Consider the following 20,426-nt stretch of genomic DNA (forward strand, 5'->3'; position numbering starts at 1 on the left):
GCGACATGCCGTTGCCGTCGCTCGAACCGAGCGCTCGTCGTGCCGACCAGGTGCTCGAATCGCTGCGCGCGGCGATCCTCGACGGCTCCATCCCGCCGGGAACGCGGCTGAGGATACGCGACGTGGCGGCTCAGCTCGGCACGAGCGTCATGCCCGTGCGGGAGGCGATGACGCGGCTCGAGGAGGCGCGTCTCATCGAGTCGATGCCCTATCGCGGGGCCGTGGTGCGGGAATTCACGCTGGCGGAGATGCTCGACGTGTATGCCGTCCGCCGCACGCTCGAGGTCGATGCGGCGATGCGAGGTGCCGCTCGGGCGACGCCCGATGACGTCGGACGGTTGGAGCTGCTGTACGCGCCGGTCCGCAGCGCGATCGATGCGCACGCGCAGGTGGCGTTCCTGGAGGCCGACGAGGCCTTCCTGCTCGTCCTGTACGAGGCCGCGGGGAATCCGGTGCTCGTTGAGACGGTGCAGGCACTCTGGCGCCGCAGCCGCTCGTACAAGCTCTTCGGCGTCGTGGGCGACTGGGACCGCGACGTGCATCTGGGCTATCAGGAGCGCCTGATCGAGGCCGTGCGCGCCCACGACGAGGTCGCGGCAGGGCGGATACTGGCGCAGTCGATCGATGACGCGACCGACAGGATCCGCCGTGAGCTCGACGTTCCTGCGCAGTAGCGGACAGATGGAGAACGCCCCCAGATCCGCGAAGGATCCGGGGGCGTTCTCGTGGTGTCAGCGGATCACTCGGTGATCAGCGTCTCGTAGGCGTCGCCGTTCTCCGAGACCCAGGTGTCGACGGCGTCGCGGATCGCGTCCTCGCCGTCCTCGGAAGCCTGCTGGACAGACGACTCGAGCGCACCGTAGGCCACGTCGTCGAGCTGGATGCCCGCGATGTAGTCGGCGGCCTCGGGGAACTCGTCCGAGAAGCCGGTGTGACCGAGGAAGTGCAGGGCCTCGGGCTCGCCCATCGCGCCGTTCGGGTCCTCGAGGTCCTTCAGATCCAGCTCGCCGTAGGGCCAGAACGGACGCCACAGCGTGACGACGATGTCCTCTTCGTTCTCGATCGCTCCCTCGAGCTCCGCGAGCATCGCAGCCGTCGACGAGGTCTCGAGCGAGAACTCGTCCTCGAGGCCGTACTCGGGGATCATGCTCTCGGCGGCTCCCGTGAGACCGGCGCCGGGCTCGATGCCGACGATGCGGCCATCGAAGTCCTCGCCACGACCGGCGAGATCCTCGATCGAGTCGACGTCGACGTACTCGGGCACCGTGATCGTCAGCTTGGCGTTGTCGTAGTAGGAGCCGAGGTCCTCGATCTCGTCGCCGAACTCGTCCATGTAGTCGGCGTGTGTCACCTCGGGCCATGCCGACGGGTACATGTCGACGTCGCCGCCGGCGAGACCGGCGTAGAGGGGCCCGGCTTCGGTGAGCTCCTCCATCTCGACCGTGTAGCCGAGCTTGCCGAGCTGGTTCTCGAGGAGGTAGGCGGTGCTGAGGCCATCGGTCCACGACGGGATGAAACCGAGGGTGATGGCGCCCATGTCCTCGGCGCCGTCGTTCTCGCCGCCATCGCCCGCGCCCCCGTCGCTTGCGCACGAGGCGAGCGAGAAGGCGAGACCTGCGGTGCCGATGACGGCGCCGATCTTCAGTGCTTTCTTGCGTGTGAACATGTGATTGTCCTCTCATTCTCCGCCGTGAGGCGGGGTCCGTTCGGTGCTGTGGGTCAGGAGCTGGTCTTCGTGCGCGCCTTGTGAATCATGGCGAGGAGAGATCCCTTGTACTCGGTCGGCGTGCCGAGGGCGGCCGTGACGCGGTCGAGGTAGATCGCGATGATGACGATGCTGAGTCCGGCTTCGACACCCTGCGCGACGTTCACGGTCGACAGCGCCGCGCTCACCTCCTTGCCGAGTCCGTCCGCGCCGACCATGCCGGCGACGACGGCCATCGACAGGGCGAGCATGATGACCTGGTTGATGCCGGCCATGATCGTGGGCATGGCGAGCGGCAGCTGGATGCCCCGGAGGATCTGACCGGGGCTCGCGCCGAACGCCTGACCGGCCTCGACCGTCTCGGCGTCCACCCCGCGGATGCCGAGCTCGGTGAAGCGGACGCCCGGGGGAAGCGCGAAGATCACCGTCGCGAACACGCCGGGGACCACGCCGATGCTGAAGAAGATGATCGCCGGGATCAGGTACACGAAGACGGGCATCGTCTGCATGAAGTCGAGCACAGGCTTGATGAAGCTGCGGAAGCCCGGCTTCCGCGCCGCGAGGATGCCGAGCGGCACGCCGATGACGATCGCGAGGATCGCCGAGACCAGCACGAGCGCCAGCGTCTGCATCGACGTCTCCCACTGATCCATCGCCAGGATCAGCATGAACGTGATGAGCGTGCCGATGGCGAGCTGCCAGGAGCGCACGAGCCAGCCGATCGCCGCCGCGATGACGATCACGACGAGTGCGGGCGGAGCGAGGAGGATCTGCGTGAGCCCCTCGACGAGGGTGCCGGTGATGATCGCGAAGAGGTCGAGGAGGAACTCGAGGTTGTCCTTGATCCAGTCGAGACCGGTGTCGGCCCATTCGCCGATGGGAATGCGGGGGAACCCGTCCATCAGTTCTCCTCCTTGCTTCCTGCGTCGCTCTCGGGGGAGGCGAGCACCTCGTCGATCACGCTCGAGTGGACCGGCTCCTGCGGGAGCGAGATCTCACCGGTCGCGTCGGGCCCAGGGCCGAGCGCCGCGAGCAGCGTGATGCGCGGGATGACGCCGACGAGGCGCTCATCGGCGTCGAGGACGGCGAGGGGCAGCGCGGCCTCGATCGCAGGGACGAAGACGTCCATGAGGACGTCGGACTCGTGGACGGTCCCGGGCGCGGGCTTGATGACGGACGCGAGGGACTTCTCGCCCCGACGCACGAGCTTGACGGCGTCGCGGTCGGTCACCATGCCGATGAGGCGACGGTCGTCGTCGACGACGTAGGCGGCGGCGAGGAACGGATCCCTCATCGCACGGAGCGCGACACGGGGGCCGGCCTTCTGATCGACGACGGGCCGCGGGCGCTCCATGACGTTGCCGGCCGTCAGCACTCGCGTGCGGTCGACGTCCTGCACGAACTGCTCGACGTAGTCGTTCGCCGGATCGGTGAGGATGTCCTCCGGCGTCCCGATCTGCACGATGCGGCCGTCGCGCATGACGGCGATGCGGTCGCCGAGGAACATCGCCTCGTTGAGATCGTGCGTGATGAAGATGATGGTCTTGTGCAGCTTGCGCTGCAGCTCGAGCAGCTGCTCCTGCATCTCGCGTCGGATCAGCGGGTCGAGAGCGCTGAACGCCTCGTCCATGAGCAGGATGTCGGTGTCGGCCGCGAGCGCACGGGCGATGCCGACGCGCTGCTGCATGCCGCCGGACAGCTGATTCGGGAACTTCTCGCCCCAGCCGCCGAGCCCGACCATGTCGAGGATCTCGTTCGCGCGGGCGAGGCGCTGGCCCCGGTCCGATCCCTGCAGCTCGAGCGGGTACGCGACGTTGTCGGCGACCGTGCGGTGGGGGAGGAGCGCGAAGTGCTGGAACACCATCGAGATGTGGCTGCGGCGCAGCTCGCGCAGCTTCTTGTCCGGGATGGACGTGATCTCCTGGTCGCCGACCTGCAGCTTGCCTGCGGTCGCGTCGTGGAGACCGTTGATCATGCGGATGAGCGTCGACTTGCCGGATCCTGACAGTCCCATGACGACGAACGTCTCACCTCGCCTCACTTCGAAGGAGGCATCGATGACGGCGGCGGTGGCACCCTCGATCTCGTCGCGCGGGGTTCCTGCGCGAAGCTTGTCGACGGCGTCTTTCGTGCGGCGGCCGAAAACCTTGTACAGGCCCTCGGCGCGAACCATCACGTCGTTCTCGTTTGGTGGGTTCACGTTTTCTCTGCGGCGAGCGCGGCTCTCAGACGCACCGTGCGCGCTCGGCCCTCGGGTTGGCGGATCGTGATCGGATCGTCGCCGGCGGCCGTGTCGGACGCGACACCGCGGCGCGTGGCGGCGTCGGGTGACGTGACGACACCGCTCACCTCTCTACAGTAGCCAAGTGACTCGGTCAGGCCGCGTTCCTCCGTCGGGGGCCGCGGGCCATGGAGGCGGATCGCGCGACCAGGCAGCCGGTGGATCCCCCCAGAAGCCCGGATTCCCGGGGCTGCCGGGCGAAACCTCTCGAGACGGTCGCCGGATCGACGTTATGCAATCGTGAGGGCCCTCGAGCCCGTCCTGGGGAAGTGCGAGAGGATAGAGGACACACCTTCGTCAGATCCGGGAGCTCCACGCTGATGCCCATTTCCCTCGGTTCCGCAGTCCGGACCGAATTCCCGTACTTCGACGCGCACCCGGGTTCGGTGTATCTCGACTCGGGAGCGACCTCTCAACGGCCCGCCCGCGTCATCGACGCCGAGGCGGACTTCGTGCGCAGCGACTACGCCGCCGTGCATCGCGGCTCGAGCATGGCGACGGGCGAGGCGACCTGGGCTTTCGAGAACGCACGCGATCGGGTGGCGGGATTCGTCGGCGCGGGCGAACGCGAGCTCGTGTGGACGTCGAACGCGACCGATGCGCTCAACGTGATCGCGCTCGGCATGGCCGATGCCTCTCTGGGGCTCGGCGGCGATCGATTCGCGCTGCGACCCGGTGACGAGATCGTCGTCACGGAAGCCGAGCATCACGCCAACCTCCTGCCGTGGCAGCGGCTGGCCGCGAAGTCCGGCGCCACGCTGCGGTGGGTGCCGGTCGACGCACTCGGGCTCTGGACGATCGACGCGCTGCGCGAGGTCGTCACGGCGAGAACGCGCGTCATCGCGTTCGGCCACGTGTCGAACGTGACCGGGCTCATCGCGCCGGTCGCCGACGTCGTGGCGGTCGCGCGCGAGGTGGGCGCCTTGACAGTTCTCGACGCGTGTCAGTCCGTTCCGCACATGCCGGTCGACGTGGCCGCGCTCGGCGTTGACTTCGCGGTCTTCTCGTCCCACAAGATGCTGGGACCGACCGGCATCGGGGCGCTCTACGGACGTGCAGAGCTGCTCGACGAGCTGCCGCCCGCTCGCACCGGCGGATCCATGATCACCGTCGTGTCGATGGAGAGCGCCGAGTTCCTGCCGGCGCCGCACCGGTTCGAGGCCGGAACGCAGCCGGTGAGTCAGGCGGTCGGATTCGGCGCGGCGGCTGAATATTTCGGGCAGGTGGGCATGGATGCGGTCTGGGCGCACGAATCGGAGCTCGCGCAGGTGCTCGTCGACACGGTGCGGGGCGTTCCCGGGGTCCGCCTGTTCGGCCCTCCCGCAGGCGAACGCCGTGCCGCTCTCGTCAGCTTCGCGGTCGACGGCGTGCACGCGCACGACGTGGGTCAGTTCCTCGACGACAAGGCGATCACCGTGAGAACAGGTCACCACTGCGCGCAGCCGCTGCATCGGGCGCTCGGCACGCCGGCGACGACGCGCGCGAGCGCGTCGATCTACACGACGCGCGACGACATCGCGGCGCTCGGCGCGGCGCTGTCAGACGTACGCGGCTTCTTCGGGGCGGACCGATGAGCGGCCTCGAGGGGATGTATCAGGAGCTCATCCTCGACCATGCGCGCACCCCGGAAGGGAAGGGCGACCCGTCGCTGCATCCCTTCACGCACCACGAGCTCAATCCATCGTGCGGTGACGAGATCACGCTCGGCATCTCGGTCGACGACGGCCGCATCAGCGGACTCGCCTGGGAGGGCGACGGGTGCAGCATCTCGATGTCCTCGGCGTCCATCATGAGCGAGCTGCTCGACGGTGCGACGCGAGAGGACGCGCTCGCACGCATCGGCGAGTTCCGCGAGATGATGCGTTCGCGCGGCAAGGTCGATCCGCCTGACGCGCTCGGCGACGCGGCGGCGTTCCGGAACACGGCGAAGTACGTCATGCGCATCAAGTGCGCGATGCTCGCGTGGGTCGCGCTCGAGGCTGACCTCAAGGCGTCGCTCGCGGCATGAGCCGCCGGCTCGCGCTCAGGTGAACGTCGGCGTGCGCGCCATGGTCTCCTGCGCGACGCTCGCGACGAGATCCCCGGAGCGCGAGTAGATGCGGCCGACGTTCATGCCGCGACCGCCCTGCGATGTCGGCGATTCCGTCACGTAGAGCAGCCACTCGTCCACGCGTGCGTAGCGGTGCCACCAGATCGCGTGATCGAGGCTCGCGGAGCGCAGGTCCTTGGTGCGCCACGGGTAGCCGTTGGCGCGCAGCGTGGGCTCCTGGATCGTGAAATCGCTCACGTAGGCGAGCACGGCACGGTGGAGGGCGGGGTCGTCGTCGAGCACGTCGCGGATCCTGACCCAGACGGCCTGATGAGGCTGCTGCGTGTCGACGGAGGCGAAGATGTCGCCGTCCACGTAGCGCGCCTCGATGGGGTTGGCACGCAGCAGCTTGGCGGCGCCGCCGACATCGCGCTTGTACGACGGAACGTCCTCGGGCCCCGGCACATCGGGCATCGGCATCTGGTGCGTCATCCCCGGGTCGACGTCCTGGAACGACGTGATGCCGCTGAAGATCGGCACACCCTCCTGGTATGCCTGGATTCGGCGCCTGCTGAAGGAGCGGCCGTCGTGGATCCGCTCGACCGCGAACGTGGTGGGCTTCGTGACGTCGCCGGGGCGCAGGAAGTAGCCGTGGAGGGAGTGCGGGAGGCGCTCTTCGTCGACGGTCTTCATCGCTGCCGTGACGCACTGGGCGACGACCTGGCCGCCGAAGATCCGACCGCCGGGCATCGGGTGGGAGCGCCCGATGAAGATGTCCTCGTGCGTGCGCGCCCCCGTGTGCTCGAGGTCCAGGACGCCCATGAGCATGTCGATGGGATCGCTCGGGTACTCGAAGTCGGACACGCGCTGCTCCTCGATCGTGGGCGGTGGGTGACGCACGGCGACACACGGGGCCAGTCCCCAGTCGACCGCTTCTAGTCTAGAGATGATGAGCGAGCGACTGATCCTGGCCGACGCCGATTCGGCGCGCGACGCACTCACCTTCTCCGGACGCGCGACGCGCGTCGGCGATGAGGGAGTCCGGCTGCAGGCGAGGGGCGGCGTCCTCGCGATGACCGCGGCGGCGCTCGCACCGCAGGGACTGCTGGATCGCACCCCGACCGTCCTCGCGATGCGCGTGCTGCGGGCGGATCCCGAGCTCGAGTGCGACCTCGTGATCGGCGAGCTCACCGAGACCCCCGATGCGGATCAGCTCGGCCTTCCCGCACAGTCGCTCGCCCCGGCCTGGGCGGGCGTGGCGCCGCCGCGCTCCGGGTGGGAGCGCACGGGCGAGCTGTCGGCCGCGACGCTCGCGTCCCGCGCGCAGTGGGGCATTGCCGCCGTCGCCCATCAGGTGCCGACGGACGCCGGCGAGGACGCCGTGCGCGTCGTGCGCGGATCGGTGTGGGGTCAGCCGGACGATGATCTCGGCGGCCTGCCGCTCGGCGTCGCGTTCGCCGCGTTGTCCTTCGGTTTCATCGCGGGGGAGGAGCAGGCTCCCGTGTTCACGAACGGCCGTTGGACGCGGGTGTCGCTCACACGCGGTCACGTGCTCTCGCGGGGGCCGGCGGTGACGGGACTCACGTCGGTGAGATCGACGGGAGCCGCCTGATCAGCTCTGCGCGGGTCGCGCCTCGAAGGTGTTGACCATCGCGTGCGCGGCGCGCTCGAGGTAGTCCCACAGCGTCGCCTCGTGCACGGGGGCGAGGCCGAGCGAGTCCACCGCGGTGCGCATGCAGCGCAGCCAGCGATCGCGGGCATCGGGGTCGATGTGGAATGGCATGTGGCGCATACGCAGGCGCGGATGCCCGCGCTGCTCACTGTACGTGGTCGGTCCGCCCCAGTACTGCTCGAGGAACATCAGGAGGCGGTCGGCCGCCGGACCGAGATCCTCCTCGGGATACATGGGCTTCAGCACCTCGTCCTCGGCGACCTCGCGATAGAAGACGTCGACGAGCTGCTGGAACGTCGAGCGGCCGCCCACCTGCTCATAGAAGGTGGGCGGGCCGCCCGTCGGCTGGATCTGGATCACGGCTGCGCTTCGTCGGCCTCGGCGTCGCGCGACTGCGCGGAGAGCGCCCGCTCGACGCCCGCGAGATTCTCGGCGACGATGCGACGCAGCGCGGCGGGCGCATCGGCGTTGTCGCGCAGCCAGGCGCGCGTCGTGTCGCGCAGGCTCTCGTCGGCGAGCGGCGCCGGGTAGAGCAGCTCGATGAGGTACGACGCGATCTGGAACGAGCGGTTCTCCCACACGGGCACCAGCATGTCGAAGTACGCGGGGACGAATTCCGCAAGGTCTGCGCGCGTCGCCGGGTGGACGAAGCCGGTCGCGGCCGCGCGGACGACCGTGTTCGGCAGCTCGTCGCTGTCGACGAGCGACTCCCACGCGGCCCGCTTCGCCTCGGCGCCCGGCAGCGCCGCGCGCGCCTGCGCGGCGAACTCGCCGCCCTTCGAGGTGTTGTCCGCGGCGAGGGCCGCGTCGATCTCGGACGCGTCGGCGGCACCGCCCGATGCGAGCGATACGAGCAGCTGCCACGAGAGGTCCGCATCGATCTCGAGTCCGTCGAGGGGCGCGGATCCGTCGCGAAGCGCGCGCACCTTCTCCCAGTGCGCCGGGCGCGATGCGGCCTGCGCGAACGCGGTCGCGAGCTGAAGCTGCAGGTCGCTGCCTGCGTCGGCGCGCTCGAGGAGCGTCCAGAGGTCGTCCGCGACGGCCGCGCGCTGCGCGTCACGGGTGTCGCGGGCGACGTAGGAGTTCGCCGCGAGGCGCACCTGTCCGAGCGTCGTGCGCACGGTCGTCGACTCGGACTCCGTGCCGATGTTCTTCCGCACGAGATCGATGTAGTCGCGGGCGGCCATCTCGCCGTCGCGCGTCATGTCCCACGCGGCGCCCCACACGAGCGAGCGGGCGAGCGGATCCGTGATCTCGGACAGATGCGCGATCGCCGTGGCGAGGCTCTGGTGGTCGAGTCGGATCTTGGCGTAGGCGAGATCGCTGTCGTTGAGCAGCACGAGCGCCGGCCGGCGCAGACCCTTCAGCTCGGGGATCTCGGTGAGGTCGCCGTCGATGTCGACCTCGACGCGGTGGGTGCGGACGAGCTCGCGGCCGCGGATGTCGTAGAAGCCGATGCCCATGCGGTGCGGACGGATCGTCGGGTGGTCGGATGGCGCCGTCTGGGTCACCGCGAAGCGCGTGATCATCCCGTCGACGTCGTCATCGATGACGGGCGACAGCGTGTTGACGCCGGCCGTCTCGAGCCATTTCTTCGTCCACGTCTTGAGGTCGCGTCCGCTCGTGGCCTCGAGCTCGAGGAGCAGGTCCTCGAGCGTCGTGTTCTGATAGGCGTGCTTGCGGAAGTACGCGCCGACGCCCTGGAAGAACGCGTCGATGCCGACGTAGGCCGCCAGCTGCTTCAGGACGGACCCGCCCTTGGCATAGGTGATGCCGTCGAAGTTGACCTGCACGTCCTCGAGGTCGTTGATCTCCGCGACGACGGGGTGGGTCGAGGGCAGCTGGTCCTGGCGGTACGCCCAGGTCTTCTCCATGGCGTTGAACGTCGTCCACGCCTCGGTCCACTCCGTGGCCTCCGCGGTCGCGATCGTCGAGGCCCATTCGGCGAACGACTCGTTGAGCCAGAGCCCGTTCCACCATTTCATCGTGACGAGGTCGCCGAACCACATGTGGGCGAGTTCGTGCAGGATCGTCACGACGCGACGCTCCTTGACGGCGTCGGTGACCTTGCTGCGGAAGACGTACGTCTCCGTGAACGTGACGCAGCCGGCGTTCTCCATGGCGCCTGCGTTGAACTCGGGGACGAAGAGCTGGTCGTACTTCGCGAACGGGTAGGGGACGCCGAACTTCTCCTCGTAGTAGGCGAAGCCCTGCTTCGTCTTCTCGAAGATGTACTCCGCGTCCATGTCGGCCCACAGGCTCTTGCGCGCGAAGACGCCGAGGGGGATCGTGCGCCCTTCGCTGTTGACGAGCTCGTCTCGGATCTCTTCGTAGGGACCGGCCACGAGCGCCGTGATGTACGACGAGATGCGCGGAGTCGGTTCGAAGCCCCAGGTCGCGGACCCGCCCTCTTCGTGGGGGATCGGCTCCGGCGTCGGCTGGTTCGAGACGACCTTCCACGCAGCCGGCGCGGTGATCGTGAACTGGAACGTCGCCTTGAGGTCGGGCTGCTCGAACACCGCGAACACACGGCGGGAATCGGGCACCTCGAACTGCGTGTAGAGGTACGCCTCGCCGTCGACGGGGTCGACGAAGCGGTGCAGCCCCTCGCCCGTGTTGGTGTACTCGCAGTCGGCGTCGATGACGAGCTCGTTCTCGGCCTCGAGATCGTCGAGCTGCACGCGCGCGTCGGCGTAGACGTCGCCCGGTTCGATCTCGCGCCCGTTGAGCGTGATCTCGCGCACATCGCGGGCGATGAGGTCGATGAAGGTGGTCGCACCGGGGGTGGCGTCGAACCGCACGACGCTGCGCGAGCCGAACACCTCTTCGCCCTTCGTGAGGTCGAGTGCGACCTGATAGCTGTGCGTCTCGACGACCGCGCGACGCTCCTGCGCCTCGACGCGGGTGAGGTTCTCTCCAGGCACTGTGGCTGCTCCCATGAGTTCGTCGGGGGATCCGCCCGCGCGCGATCGGCGTCGCGGGCAACTGGTACAGCCTACGTGGCGGAACCGACTCCTGGATGAGTGCTGAGCCGATGGATTCGCGGGGAGTGCGAAAATGAGCGGGTGAGCAACGAGGAGCCGCAGTCGGCAGAGCAGAACGAGACCACCGTCCTCTACGCGTCCGCGCAGGCGGCATCGGGAGCTCCTCACATCGAGACGCCGACGCCTTATGACGCGATCCTGCTGGCGAGCTTCGGCGGCCCCGAGGGGCAGGACGACGTGATCCCGTTTCTGCGGAACGTGACGCACGGCCGTGGGATCCCCGACGAGCGCCTGGAGGAGGTGTCGACCCACTACCGCCGCTTCGGCGGGATCAGCCCCATCAACCGCCAGAATCGCGAGCTTCTGGCGGCGCTCCGGGAGGAGCTCGCGCATCGTGGGCACGATCTCCCCGTCTACTGGGGCAACCGCAACTGGGAGCCGATGCTCGAGAGCGCGGTCACAGAGGCGTACGCCGACGGACATCGCACGGTGCTCGCACTCGCGACGAGCGCGTACAGCTCCTACTCGAGCGACCGTCAGTACCGCGAGGACTTCGCGCGTGTGCTGGGGCCGGCCGGCGACGGGGGCACAGGCCTCGGTGAGAACGACGACCCCATGACGATCGACAAGGTGCGACTGTTCTTCGACCACCCAGGATTCGTCGAGCCGTTCTTCGAGGGGATCCGCGACGCCGTGACGGCGTGGCTCGACGCAGGCCGCCCTGCCCGCGAGATCCGTCTGCTGTTCTCGACGCACTCGGTTCCCACGGCCGACGCGGAGCGCTCGGGGCCGCGCGACGTCGACTTCGGCGAGGGAGGCGCGTACTCCGCGCAGCACCGAGCCGTCGCGGAGCACCTCGTGGCGCGGCTGCGCGACGCGATCCCGGCGGCGTCGGAGATCGACTGGTCGCTCGTGTTCCAGTCGCGTTCCGGCCCGCCCTCGCAGCCCTGGCTCGAGCCCGACGTGAACGACGTCATCGCCGACCTGCCGAACGCGGGCATCACGGCCGTCGCCGTCGTGCCGCTCGGCTTCGTGAGCGACCACATGGAGGTCCTGTGGGACCTCGACAACGAGGCGAAGGAGTCGGCCGAGGAGGCCGGGCTCGCGTTCGTCCGCACGCGGACGCCCGGCACGCATCCCGCGTACGTGTCGGGGCTCGTCGACCTCATCGAGGAGCGCATCCACGGCACGCCGGCGGCCGAGCGCCCGCACGTCACGGATCTCGGTCCGTGGTATGACGTGAGCCGTGCCGGCAGCGACGAGAACGCGCATCTGGGCTTCCGTCCGGCCGCGGCGGGCGTTCTGCCGTGACCTGAGTTCCGATCACGTCGACCGATACGGAAGAATCCTCCCCATGCGCATCCACATCGCCACCGACCACGCCGGCATGGAGTTCTCGACTCAGCTGCAGGAGCACCTGATGCAGGGCGGCCACGAGATCGTCGATCACGGCCCCGACCACTACGACGCGCTCGACGATTACCCCGCGTTCTGCATCCGCGCGGCGCAGGCCGTCGTCGCCGACCAGCGTCAGGGCACCACGGCGCTCGGCGTCGTGTTCGGCGGGTCCGGCAACGGCGAACAGATCGCCGCCAACAAGGTGGAGGGCATCCGGGCGGCTCTCGTCTGGAACCTGTCGACGGCCGAGCTCGCGCGCGAGCACAACGATGCGAATGTGATCTCGATCGGTGCCCGCCAGCATTCGGTCGAGGAGGTGCTCGGGTTCGTCGACCGCTTCATCGGCACACCGTTCTCCGGTGATGAGCGTCACGTCCGTCGCATCGGGCAGATCGGCGACTTCGAGCGCGATGGGTCGCTCGTCCCCGGCCCCGCGCCGCGCGTGCGGAGCTGACGCATGCCAGAGGGCCACTCCGTCCATCGCATCGCACGCCAGTTCGCCCGCAACTTCGTCGGCCGCGCCGTCGCCGTCTCCAGCCCGCAGGGGCGATTCGCCGAGGGCGCGTCGCTCATCGACGGTCGCGAGATGGCGCGCGCGGTCGCGGTCGGCAAGCAGATGTTCCTCGAGTTCGACGGCGGGCTGTGGTTGCGCGTGCACCTCGGCCTCTACGGTGCGTGGGACTTCTCGGGCGACATCCTCGTCGATCCGACGATCGCCTCGGCGAATGGCCGTATGGGACAGACGAACCAGCGCGGCACCGATCTCGATGATCCGATCCTCGACGATGCCGGCGAGAACTCGCTCGCGTCGATCGGCGCACCGCGCAGGACCCGCGGCCACGTGCGCATGTCCGAGCAGACGAAGGGGGTCGAGGACGGTGCCGAGCTCGAATGGCCGCCGCCCGTCGTCGGGCAGGTGCGCGCACGCCTGATGACCGACGTGACATGCGCCGACCTCCGGGGTCCGACGGTCTGTGCGGTCGAGACGCCCGAGCAGGTGCAGAAGGTATGGGATCGTCTGGGTCCCGACCCGCTCGTCGGCGACCCCGCAGAGAACGAGGAGCGGTTCGTCGCCGCGGTGCGCCGGCGCAATGTCGCGATCGGGCAGCTGCTGATGGATCAGGCGGTCGTCAGCGGCATCGGCAACGTGTACCGCGCCGAGATGCTGTTCCGCGCGAACGTGGATCCGCACACCCCGGGGAAGAAGCTCCCCGCCGAGATCGTGCGGGGGATGTGGCGCGACTGGGTCGACCTGCTGCGCATCGGGGTCGAGACGGGCCAGATGATGACCATGGACGGGCTGACGGGCGACGCCTGGCGCAGCGCGATGGCGAGTCGAGACGACCGTCACTGGGTGTACCACCGGGCGGGCCTGCCCTGTCGCGTGTGCGGCACCGAGATCGTGCTCGAGGAGATGCAGTCGCGCAAGCTGTATTGGTGCCCCACATGTCAGAGGTGAGAAGGAGCGAGATGACCCGCGGATCCATCGTCGACGTCGTCGCGAACGCGCGCATCGCGGGCGAGGGGCGCGACCTGCTCGCCCACCCGGACGTCGCGCGCGACGGCGTCTGGGACCTCTGGCTCGCTGACGGCCGGATCGTCGACATGGCTCCGGCGGGAGCCGTCCGCCACCGCGGTCAGGTGCTCGATGCGGAAGGCGCCTGGGTCGTGCCCGGCCTGTGGGACCACCACGTGCACTTCCTGCAGTGGTCGCTCGCCTCGACGCGCCCGTCTGTCGAGCACGCGACGTCGCCGGCCGAGGCCGCGGCGTTCGCGGCCCGCGCGGCGCCGCACGCGGATGGCCGGCGCGTCCTGTCTCGCTGGCGGGAGGCGCTCTGGCACGACGAGCCGACCCGCGCCGTTCTCGACGACGCGACGGGCGATGTCCCGACCTACCTGCTGAGCGTCGACGTGCATGCCGTGTGGATGAATTCGGCGGCCTTCCGCCGCGAGGGGATCGCGCCGACGGACAGCGGCATCGTGCACGAGCAGGTGGCATTCGACGTCATCGACACGCTCGACGACGTCGACGGCGCGGTCGCCGACGCGGCGCACCACGCGGCGGCGGAGCGCGCCGCGGCTCGCGGCGTCGTCGGCATCTGGGATCTCGAGTTCGGCGAGAATCACGAGCCCTGGCGACGGCGTGCGGACGGCGGCTGGAACGGGCTGCGCGTCTTCTCGAACGTGTACCCCGACGATCTCGAGGGCGTCATCGCGCGAGGCCTGGAGACCGGGGATCCGCTCTCGGACAGTCCCTACGTGCGCCTCGGCATGCTGAAGGTCGTCGGTGACGGGGCCCTTGCCAGCCGCACCGCCGCGACGTCCCAGGACTACGACGGCCACGCGCATCATCGGGGCGCACTCAACACGCAGCCGCACGAGATGGTGGAGCTCGTCGCGCGCGCGGCGGGAGCGGGCATCGCGACGACGATCCACGCGATCGGCGACGTCGCGAACGCGGCGGCGCTCGACGCCTTCGCGCGGTGTGCGGTGCCGGGCCGCATCGAGCACGCGCAGCTGGTCGGCGCGACGGACATCGCGCGATTCGCGCGGCTCGACGTCGACGCGAGCGTGCAGCCGCAGCACCTCGTCGACGATCGCGACCTCACCGATCACTTCTGGGCGACGCAGCGCGCCATGCCGTATCCGCTGCGTGCACTGCGCGATTCCGGCGCGAATCTGCTGTTCGGGTCCGACGGTCCGGTCTCGCCGCTTGACCCGTGGATCCAGATGGCCGCCGCCGTCGCCCGCACCGACGACGACCGGGCGGCGTGGCGTCCGGAGCAGGCGCTCGATGCGCGGACGGCCCTCGCGGCGTCGACGGAGGGCGGATCCGCGGCCCCCGCGACGATCGCGCCGGGCCAGGGAGCCGACCTCGCGATCGTCGCGCAGGACCCGCTCGCGTGCGAGGCGGCGAGCCTGCGGGCGATGCCCGTGCACGCGACGATGATCGCCGGGCGGCTCACGCACGTGGAGTGAGGTGTCAGACACGCCCCAGCGGTCACTGCACGTCGAAGGCCGTGAGGTGTCCGCACATGCCGAGGCGGGCGGATCCGCGGGGCGGGTCGGCCTGGAACAGGCGGGCGTCCGCGAGGTGCGCGACGTCGCCCACGGCGACTGCCTGCGCGTGGGCGAGGCTCGTCTGGGCCTGCGCGAGCGGCCCGTCCTCGACGATGGCCTCCCACGTGGCGGACCGCTCGCTGACGAGCGCGCCGGCCGCCAGATGGAAGGCCTCCAGCGCGGATCCGTCGGCGGTCAGCGCGTCGCGCAGGGCGAGGAAGCCCGTCACCGCGAGGTCGCGGCGCTCGGAGGCGCGCGTGCGCGGATCCGCCCCATCGAGCGAGAAGGCCTGCGCGTAGGCGACCGGATCCGCCAGCACGTCCGCGGGGAACGTCAGGACGGCATCGCCCGCCTCGGGGAGACCGGCGTTGCTCATGAGGACGACCGCCCGCAGCCCGCCGCGGTTGACCGCCCGATGGATCGTGCCCGGCGTGAACCACACGACGTCGCCCGCGGTGACGGGCGTCTCGCGGAACCCCGACGCATCGATCGTCTGCACCGCGCCCTCGCCGCCCGTCACGAGGTAGGCCTCGGTCGACACGAGGTGCACGTGCGGGCTGCCGCCGCAGATCCCGTCGGGAGCCGCGTCGTCGTACACCTCGAGGAAGCTGAGCGAGCAGCCTCCCGGGAAGACGCCGGTCATGTCGGCACCTCGGTGGGACGCAGCGCACGTGTGATCTTCTCGGCGAGCGCACCGGCGTCGCCGGCACCGCCCGAGGCGAACGCGACGCCGTAGCGGAACCGCACCGTCTCTTCGGCGGGAACGAGCAGCTCCTCGCTGAAGAACGGCGCCGGATTGAGGGCGGCGAACTCCTCGGATCGAGCGAACCACTGCGGCGGGTGGCAGGGGTTCTGCGCGTCGTCGACCATGACGACGACCGACTCCGCGTCGGTGATGTCGTGCCGTCCCGCGAAGCCCATCCAGGGGTGCGGCTCTCCGCGCACCTCGGATCCGGAGCCCGTTCCGTTCGGGGTGACGAGCGTGCCGTCGGTGAACGAGCGGGGGCCGCGCCAGAAGAGTCCGCCGTACCCGGCGTTCTCGCGCCCGCGGGTGGTCGGTGAGCCGATCGAGATGTCCGCGCCCCGCGTGTTCGTCATCGCGGTGTCCCACGTGAGCATCCACGCGTCGTCCGAGAGGATCCGCGCGGTGAGCGTGCGCCGCTCGAGGAACCAGCATTCGCCGGACTGCGTCGTCCAGGAGAGGTCGTGGGCGATGCGCACGCCCTCGTCGTCCACGTCGACATCGGCCTTTCCCACATGACCCTGGGTTCCGTTGTTCTCGAGCTGCACGTAGAACCGCCCGTGGACGTAGGTCGGACCGCCCCAGAAGTTCTCGTCGTCGACGACCGGGAGCGCCCAGGAGAGGCCCTTGTGCCAGACGTGGTCGTGCGGGCGGAACAGCGCCACGTCGTCGCCGTGACGCGTGCGGATCGGGAAGGCGAAGGGCCTGGGCGACTCGAGCCTCGGCGTGTCGGGCTCATACGTGTATCGCAGCAGCTCGACCTCGCCGTCTCGGATGGAGACGGCGGAGCCGACCTCGTGCACGGCCTGCAGCGTGCTCATGCCACGACCTCCTTCACGGTCTCCCACGGAACGATGCCACCGTGCATGGTGTCGTAGAAGGGGGTTCCCTCGACGATCTCGCCGCTCGCGATGCGTGCGCCGCCGAACGACGCGGCGTAGGTCGCGGCGGCGAACTCCAGCGTGCGGCGTGCATCGGCGATGTCGACGCCCGCGCGCTCGCCTTCGGCGAGGGCCGCGGCGATGGCGGAGAACTGGTCTCGGTGGCTGCTCGGGGCCTCGCCCTCGACGTGGCGGATCCAGGCATCTGCGAGGTGTTCGTGTCCCGGGGCAGGAGTGAACGTCCAGTCGGCCGACGTGTAGCCGTAGAGGTGCTCGACCTCGATCGTCGCATGCTCGAAGTCGAAACGCAGCCGCGAGGTCTCCCGCGGAGACACGAGCGAGTTCACGACCGAGGCCACGGCTCCGCCCGCGAATCGCACGAGCGACAGCGAGACATCCTCCGTGTCGGTGGGGCGCGACTGGCGCGACGCGATCGCCGTGATGTCGTCCCACGGCCCGAGCACGGACAGGAGGAGGTCGAACTGATGGATCCCGTGGCCCATCGTGGGGCCGCCGCCCTCGATATCCCAGCGGCCGCGCCACGGGACGTCGAAGTACTCGTCGGGCCGGAACCAGAGCGTCTCGCATGTGGCGATGAGGGGGCGTCCGAGCGCTCCCTCCGCGGCGAGTCGTCGCAGGTGCTCGGCCGCGGGGCCGAAGCGGTGCTGGAAAACGGTGAGCGTCTGCACGCCGGTCTCGGCCTCGATGCGCGCGACGCGGTCGAACTCGGCGAGGCTCAGCGCCGTGGGCTTCTCGACGAGCGCCGTGACTCCGGCGCGCATCGCCTGGATGGACAGATCCGCGTGCGTGCCCGGCGGCGTGCAGATGTGGACGATGTCGATCTCGCCGGACGCGAGCAGCGACTGCGCGTCGGGGAAGACGCGCTCAGACCCCATCTCGGCGGCGAACGCGACGGCGCGGTCCTGGTCGACATCTGTCACGCCGGCGAGCGTGTACTGACCGGGGAGCGCGGCGATCGCAGCGGCATGGGCGTGGGCGATGCCGCCCGTCCCGATGACGCCGGAGCGGAGGGGCGGATGTGCGTGGGGCATGGTGTGCCGGTGTCCTTTCGAGAGGGGATCGAGCGTTCACTCACACGCGGAAGCGCCGTCGGAACTGGGCGAGAACGCGCATTCCCGGAGACTCACCGCGAAGATAGTGAACGATCACTTTTTGTGTCAACATATGGGTGACCTCAACCGTGGAGTGGACATGTCCGAGCCGACGCGACGCGTGCGCGCGACCATGAAGGATGTCGCGGCACGCGCAGGCGTGTCGCACCAGACGGTCTCCCGCTTCTTCCGCGCTCCCGACGGGCTGAAGCCCCTCACGCGTGAGCGCGTCGAGGAGGCCGCCGCGGCACTCAGCTACCGTCCGAACTCCGTGGCGCGCTCGATGCGCACGAAGCGGACCGGTCGGATCGCGGTTGTCGTGCCGCCGATCGCTTTCAGTCCCGCGCGCATGCTGGCCGGCGCGACCGCAGCGGCGCACGCGGCCGGCTACAGCGTCGACGTCCTGAGCCCCGAGGGCGGCGCCGATGAGCGTACGGACCGAGTTCTCGAACTCGCCGACGCGCACCAGGTCGACGGCATCGCCTCGTTCGCACCGCTTGTGCGCGGTGTGAGCCGTCCCGGCGGCGGCACGCCGCTCGTCCTCGCGGGTGAGCTCGACGACAAGATGCGCGGCATCGGCGAGCTCACCGATGCGTCGGCGGTGCCGACGCTCGTCCAGGGCCTGCGAGATCACGGTCACCGTCACCTGCTGCACGTCACGGGGTCCCTGCAGTTCGCGTCCGCACGCGCGCGCCGCGATGCGTTCGTCGAGACCTGCCGCGCGCTGGGGCTCCAGGGAGACGTGTGCGAGGGGGACTGGTCGGCGGAATCCGGGCACCGTGCCGCGGCGGCCCTCTCGACGGGACGGCGCGCAACCGCCGTCGTCGCGGGCAACGACCTCGTCGCGGCGGGCGTCATCCGTGGAGCCGCCGACCGCGGGTGGCGCGTACCACACGATCTCAGCGTCACCGGCTGGGATGACCAGCCACTCGGACGCCATCTGCTGCCGTCGCTCACGACGGTGTCGATCGATCTCGAGGGAATCGGCGCGCGCGTCGTCGAACGACTCCTGCGTGTGCTGCGTGGCGGACCGGATGAGCGGCTTCCGGCCGAGGCGACCACGCGGGTCGTCTGGCGCGAGTCGACCGGACCTGCTCCGACGGTCGGCTGACGTGGTGGCGCACGGGGGAGAACCCCCGAACGCGCTCGGATGCTCGCGGGGCGGCGCGCCACGCCCTTGCACGGGAGGATCGAATCATGACCGATTCTCTCCCTGCTCCGCGTGCGCGATACCGCGACGTCTGGCGGGCCGTGCCCGGTACGCTCGGATACCTCTTCCTCGCGCTGGTGATCTCCATCGCGGGGCTCGCGACGACGGCGGGACTGTTCTTCGCGGGCGTGGCGACGGCGATCATCATGATCGGCATTCCCCTCATGTCCGCGGCGCTCGTGGCCGCGCGCGGCTTCGCGGCCGCCGATCGCGGCCTCGTGGGCCTGTCGCGCCTGCCCCTTGTGCCCGATCCGGAATGGGACCGCGAGGCGACCCCGAGAACGGGCGTCGTCGCCGGTGTCACGCGCCCCATGCGGCATGCCCACTACTGGATGGCGCTGCTGCACACGATGATCGTGTCGCCGATCGTGGCGATCGCCGCCTTCACGATCGGCATCTCCTGGACGGCCCTGGCGCTCGGCGGCCTCACGTCGTGGTTCTGGATGGGCTTCATCCCCGATCCGGACGGGGCGGTCTGGGGCGGATACGTCTCAGACGCTGTGCCGTGGCTGTTCGGCGGGTGGAGCGCTGAGTGGGTCGAAGGTGTTCTCACGCTGCTCGCGGGGGTGTTCTTCGCGCTGACGCTGCCCTGGGTTCTGCGTGCCCTGGCGTGGCTCAGATGGGTGACCGCCCGCGGGATGATCGGTCGCTGGCGTTCCGACGACCTCGCCGCCGAGCTGCGCGCGGAAGCACAGGCACGCGGCGCCGCCGTGCATGCGGAGGACGTCTCCCTTCGACGCCTCGAGCGCGACATCCACGACGGCCCGCAGCAGCGTCTCGTGCGACTCCAGATGGACCTGGCATCGCTCGAGCGGCGCGCCACATCGGGGGATGGCGAAGGGGCCGCCCAGCTGGCGCGGGAGTCGATCGCGCAGGCGAAGGCCGCCCTCGACGAGCTGCGCGCCCTGTCCTCGGGCGTCGCGCCGCCGCTCCTGCAGGACCGCGGCCTCGCCGCGTCCCTCGAGTCGATCTCGGCGGATGCCGCCATCGCGGTGGAGGCCCGAATCGACGGCGACATCGACCAGGCGGTGACGGACGAGATCGCTCGCAACGCCTACTTCATCGTCGCCGAGCTTCTCACCAACGTCGTGAAGCACGGAGGGGCGTCCTCGGCCGAGGTGCGCGCGGTACTACGTGGGGAGGGCGCAAACCGGACGCTCGAGATCCGCGTCGTCGACGAGGGCGTCGGCGGCGCGACGATGCAGACGGGACACGGCCTCGCCGGTCTGGCCGAGCGCATCGCAGGTCTCAAGGGATCCTTCCTGCTCGACAGCCCTCCGGGCGGTCCGACCGCTGTCGGGGCGTACATCCCGGTCCCGGACCGGAGCGATGCCGACGGAATACGCTGACGT

General features: G+C 69.8%; 19 protein-coding genes. 10 read left to right on the forward strand and 9 right to left on the reverse strand.

Annotated elements, in window-relative coordinates; all coding sequences use genetic code 11:
• The first annotated feature begins 5 nt into the window (after nucleotides 1–5).
• Nucleotides 6–674 carry a GntR family transcriptional regulator gene (locus tag KOL93_RS04990; RefSeq protein WP_221584230.1) on the forward strand — a complete coding sequence of 223 codons (669 nt, stop codon included), beginning with the start codon at nucleotides 6–8 and terminating at the stop codon, nucleotides 672–674.
• A 65-nt stretch (nucleotides 675–739) separates the two neighbouring features.
• Here KOL93_RS04990 and KOL93_RS04995 read toward each other — a convergent pair whose 3' ends face one another.
• The 3 genes from KOL93_RS04995 to KOL93_RS05005 are packed head-to-tail and all read right to left on the reverse strand — an operon-like array spanning nucleotide 740 to nucleotide 3,878.
• The gene (locus tag KOL93_RS04995; RefSeq protein WP_221584231.1) at nucleotides 740–1,666 is read right to left on the reverse strand and encodes a glycine betaine ABC transporter substrate-binding protein; all 927 of its coding nucleotides are present in this window, start codon (nucleotides 1,664–1,666) and stop codon (nucleotides 740–742) included.
• A 53-nt stretch (nucleotides 1,667–1,719) separates the two neighbouring features.
• Nucleotides 1,720–2,607 (reverse strand): ABC transporter permease, encoded by an 888-nt coding sequence (locus KOL93_RS05000; RefSeq protein WP_221584232.1) that lies wholly within the window; start codon nucleotides 2,605–2,607, stop codon nucleotides 1,720–1,722.
• Complete coding sequence (locus KOL93_RS05005; RefSeq protein ID WP_221584522.1) at nucleotides 2,607–3,878, reverse strand: quaternary amine ABC transporter ATP-binding protein; 1,272 nt, start codon at nucleotides 3,876–3,878, stop codon at nucleotides 2,607–2,609. Before KOL93_RS05005 ends, KOL93_RS05000 begins: the two co-directional genes overlap by 1 nt.
• A 428-nt stretch (nucleotides 3,879–4,306) precedes the next feature.
• Here KOL93_RS05005 and KOL93_RS05010 point away from each other — a divergent pair, with 428 nt between their 5' ends.
• Together KOL93_RS05010 and sufU are read left to right on the forward strand one after the other, a co-directional pair.
• Entirely contained in the window at nucleotides 4,307–5,560 is a 1,254-nt protein-coding gene (locus KOL93_RS05010; RefSeq protein ID WP_221584233.1) for a SufS family cysteine desulfurase, read from the forward strand.
• The gene (gene sufU / locus KOL93_RS05015) at nucleotides 5,557–5,994 is read left to right on the forward strand and encodes a Fe-S cluster assembly sulfur transfer protein SufU (protein ID WP_221584234.1); all 438 of its coding nucleotides are present in this window, start codon (nucleotides 5,557–5,559) and stop codon (nucleotides 5,992–5,994) included. The genes KOL93_RS05010 and sufU overlap by 4 nt, the downstream gene beginning before the upstream one ends.
• Before the next feature lie 15 nt (nucleotides 5,995–6,009).
• Here the strand turns inward: sufU and KOL93_RS05020 are convergent, their stop codons facing one another.
• On the reverse strand, nucleotides 6,010–6,843 hold the full coding sequence (locus tag KOL93_RS05020; protein WP_221584523.1) for an acyl-CoA thioesterase: 834 nt from the start codon (nucleotides 6,841–6,843) through the stop codon (nucleotides 6,010–6,012).
• 121 nt (nucleotides 6,844–6,964) lie between these two features.
• On the opposite strand from KOL93_RS05020, the gene KOL93_RS05025 reads away from it, so the two are divergent.
• Entirely contained in the window at nucleotides 6,965–7,627 is a 663-nt protein-coding gene (locus KOL93_RS05025) for a hypothetical protein (RefSeq protein ID WP_221584235.1), read from the forward strand.
• Here KOL93_RS05025 and KOL93_RS05030 read toward each other — a convergent pair whose 3' ends face one another.
• Together KOL93_RS05030 and pepN are read right to left on the reverse strand one after the other, a co-directional pair.
• Nucleotides 7,628–8,047: a globin gene (locus tag KOL93_RS05030; protein WP_308291543.1), complete on the reverse strand. Its 420-nt coding sequence runs from the start codon at nucleotides 8,045–8,047 to the stop codon at nucleotides 7,628–7,630.
• Nucleotides 8,044–10,611, reverse strand: coding sequence for an aminopeptidase N (pepN, locus tag KOL93_RS05035; RefSeq protein WP_221584236.1), 2,568 nt, complete (start codon nucleotides 10,609–10,611; stop codon nucleotides 8,044–8,046). The genes KOL93_RS05030 and pepN overlap by 4 nt, the downstream gene beginning before the upstream one ends.
• Before the next feature lie 141 nt (nucleotides 10,612–10,752).
• Between pepN and KOL93_RS05040 the strand changes: the two genes are divergently transcribed.
• The 4 genes from KOL93_RS05040 to KOL93_RS05055 are packed head-to-tail and all read left to right on the forward strand — an operon-like array spanning nucleotide 10,753 to nucleotide 15,048.
• Nucleotides 10,753–11,982 carry a ferrochelatase gene (locus tag KOL93_RS05040; RefSeq protein WP_221584237.1) on the forward strand — a complete coding sequence of 410 codons (1,230 nt, stop codon included), beginning with the start codon at nucleotides 10,753–10,755 and terminating at the stop codon, nucleotides 11,980–11,982.
• A 43-nt stretch (nucleotides 11,983–12,025) separates the two neighbouring features.
• Nucleotides 12,026–12,523 (forward strand): ribose-5-phosphate isomerase, encoded by a 498-nt coding sequence (locus KOL93_RS05045; protein ID WP_221584238.1) that lies wholly within the window; start codon nucleotides 12,026–12,028, stop codon nucleotides 12,521–12,523.
• Between the two features lie 3 nt (nucleotides 12,524–12,526).
• The gene (locus KOL93_RS05050; protein ID WP_221584239.1) at nucleotides 12,527–13,528 is read left to right on the forward strand and encodes an Fpg/Nei family DNA glycosylase; all 1,002 of its coding nucleotides are present in this window, start codon (nucleotides 12,527–12,529) and stop codon (nucleotides 13,526–13,528) included.
• Nucleotides 13,529–13,539: 11 nt separating this feature from the next.
• Complete coding sequence (locus KOL93_RS05055) at nucleotides 13,540–15,048, forward strand: amidohydrolase (protein ID WP_221584240.1); 1,509 nt, start codon at nucleotides 13,540–13,542, stop codon at nucleotides 15,046–15,048.
• Between the two features lie 22 nt (nucleotides 15,049–15,070).
• Here the strand turns inward: KOL93_RS05055 and KOL93_RS05060 are convergent, their stop codons facing one another.
• The 3 genes from KOL93_RS05060 to KOL93_RS05070 are packed head-to-tail and all read right to left on the reverse strand — an operon-like array spanning nucleotide 15,071 to nucleotide 17,804.
• Nucleotides 15,071–15,772 (reverse strand): cupin domain-containing protein, encoded by a 702-nt coding sequence (locus KOL93_RS05060; protein ID WP_221584241.1) that lies wholly within the window; start codon nucleotides 15,770–15,772, stop codon nucleotides 15,071–15,073.
• On the reverse strand, nucleotides 15,769–16,692 hold the full coding sequence (locus KOL93_RS05065) for a DUF6807 domain-containing protein (protein WP_221584242.1): 924 nt from the start codon (nucleotides 16,690–16,692) through the stop codon (nucleotides 15,769–15,771). The genes KOL93_RS05060 and KOL93_RS05065 overlap by 4 nt, the downstream gene beginning before the upstream one ends.
• The gene (locus tag KOL93_RS05070) at nucleotides 16,689–17,804 is read right to left on the reverse strand and encodes a Gfo/Idh/MocA family protein (protein ID WP_221584243.1); all 1,116 of its coding nucleotides are present in this window, start codon (nucleotides 17,802–17,804) and stop codon (nucleotides 16,689–16,691) included. The genes KOL93_RS05065 and KOL93_RS05070 overlap by 4 nt, the downstream gene beginning before the upstream one ends.
• Nucleotides 17,805–17,964: 160 nt before the next feature.
• On the opposite strand from KOL93_RS05070, the gene KOL93_RS05075 reads away from it, so the two are divergent.
• Both KOL93_RS05075 and KOL93_RS05080 read left to right on the forward strand, forming a co-directional pair.
• Complete coding sequence (locus KOL93_RS05075; RefSeq protein ID WP_221584244.1) at nucleotides 17,965–18,975, forward strand: LacI family DNA-binding transcriptional regulator; 1,011 nt, start codon at nucleotides 17,965–17,967, stop codon at nucleotides 18,973–18,975.
• An 86-nt stretch (nucleotides 18,976–19,061) separates the two neighbouring features.
• The gene (locus KOL93_RS05080) at nucleotides 19,062–20,423 is read left to right on the forward strand and encodes a sensor histidine kinase (RefSeq protein WP_221584245.1); all 1,362 of its coding nucleotides are present in this window, start codon (nucleotides 19,062–19,064) and stop codon (nucleotides 20,421–20,423) included.
• Nucleotides 20,424–20,426: the final 3 nt, after the last annotated feature.

The sequence above is a fragment of the Microbacterium salitolerans genome (assembly GCF_019720895.1).
Classification (GTDB): domain Bacteria; phylum Actinomycetota; class Actinomycetes; order Actinomycetales; family Microbacteriaceae; genus Microbacterium.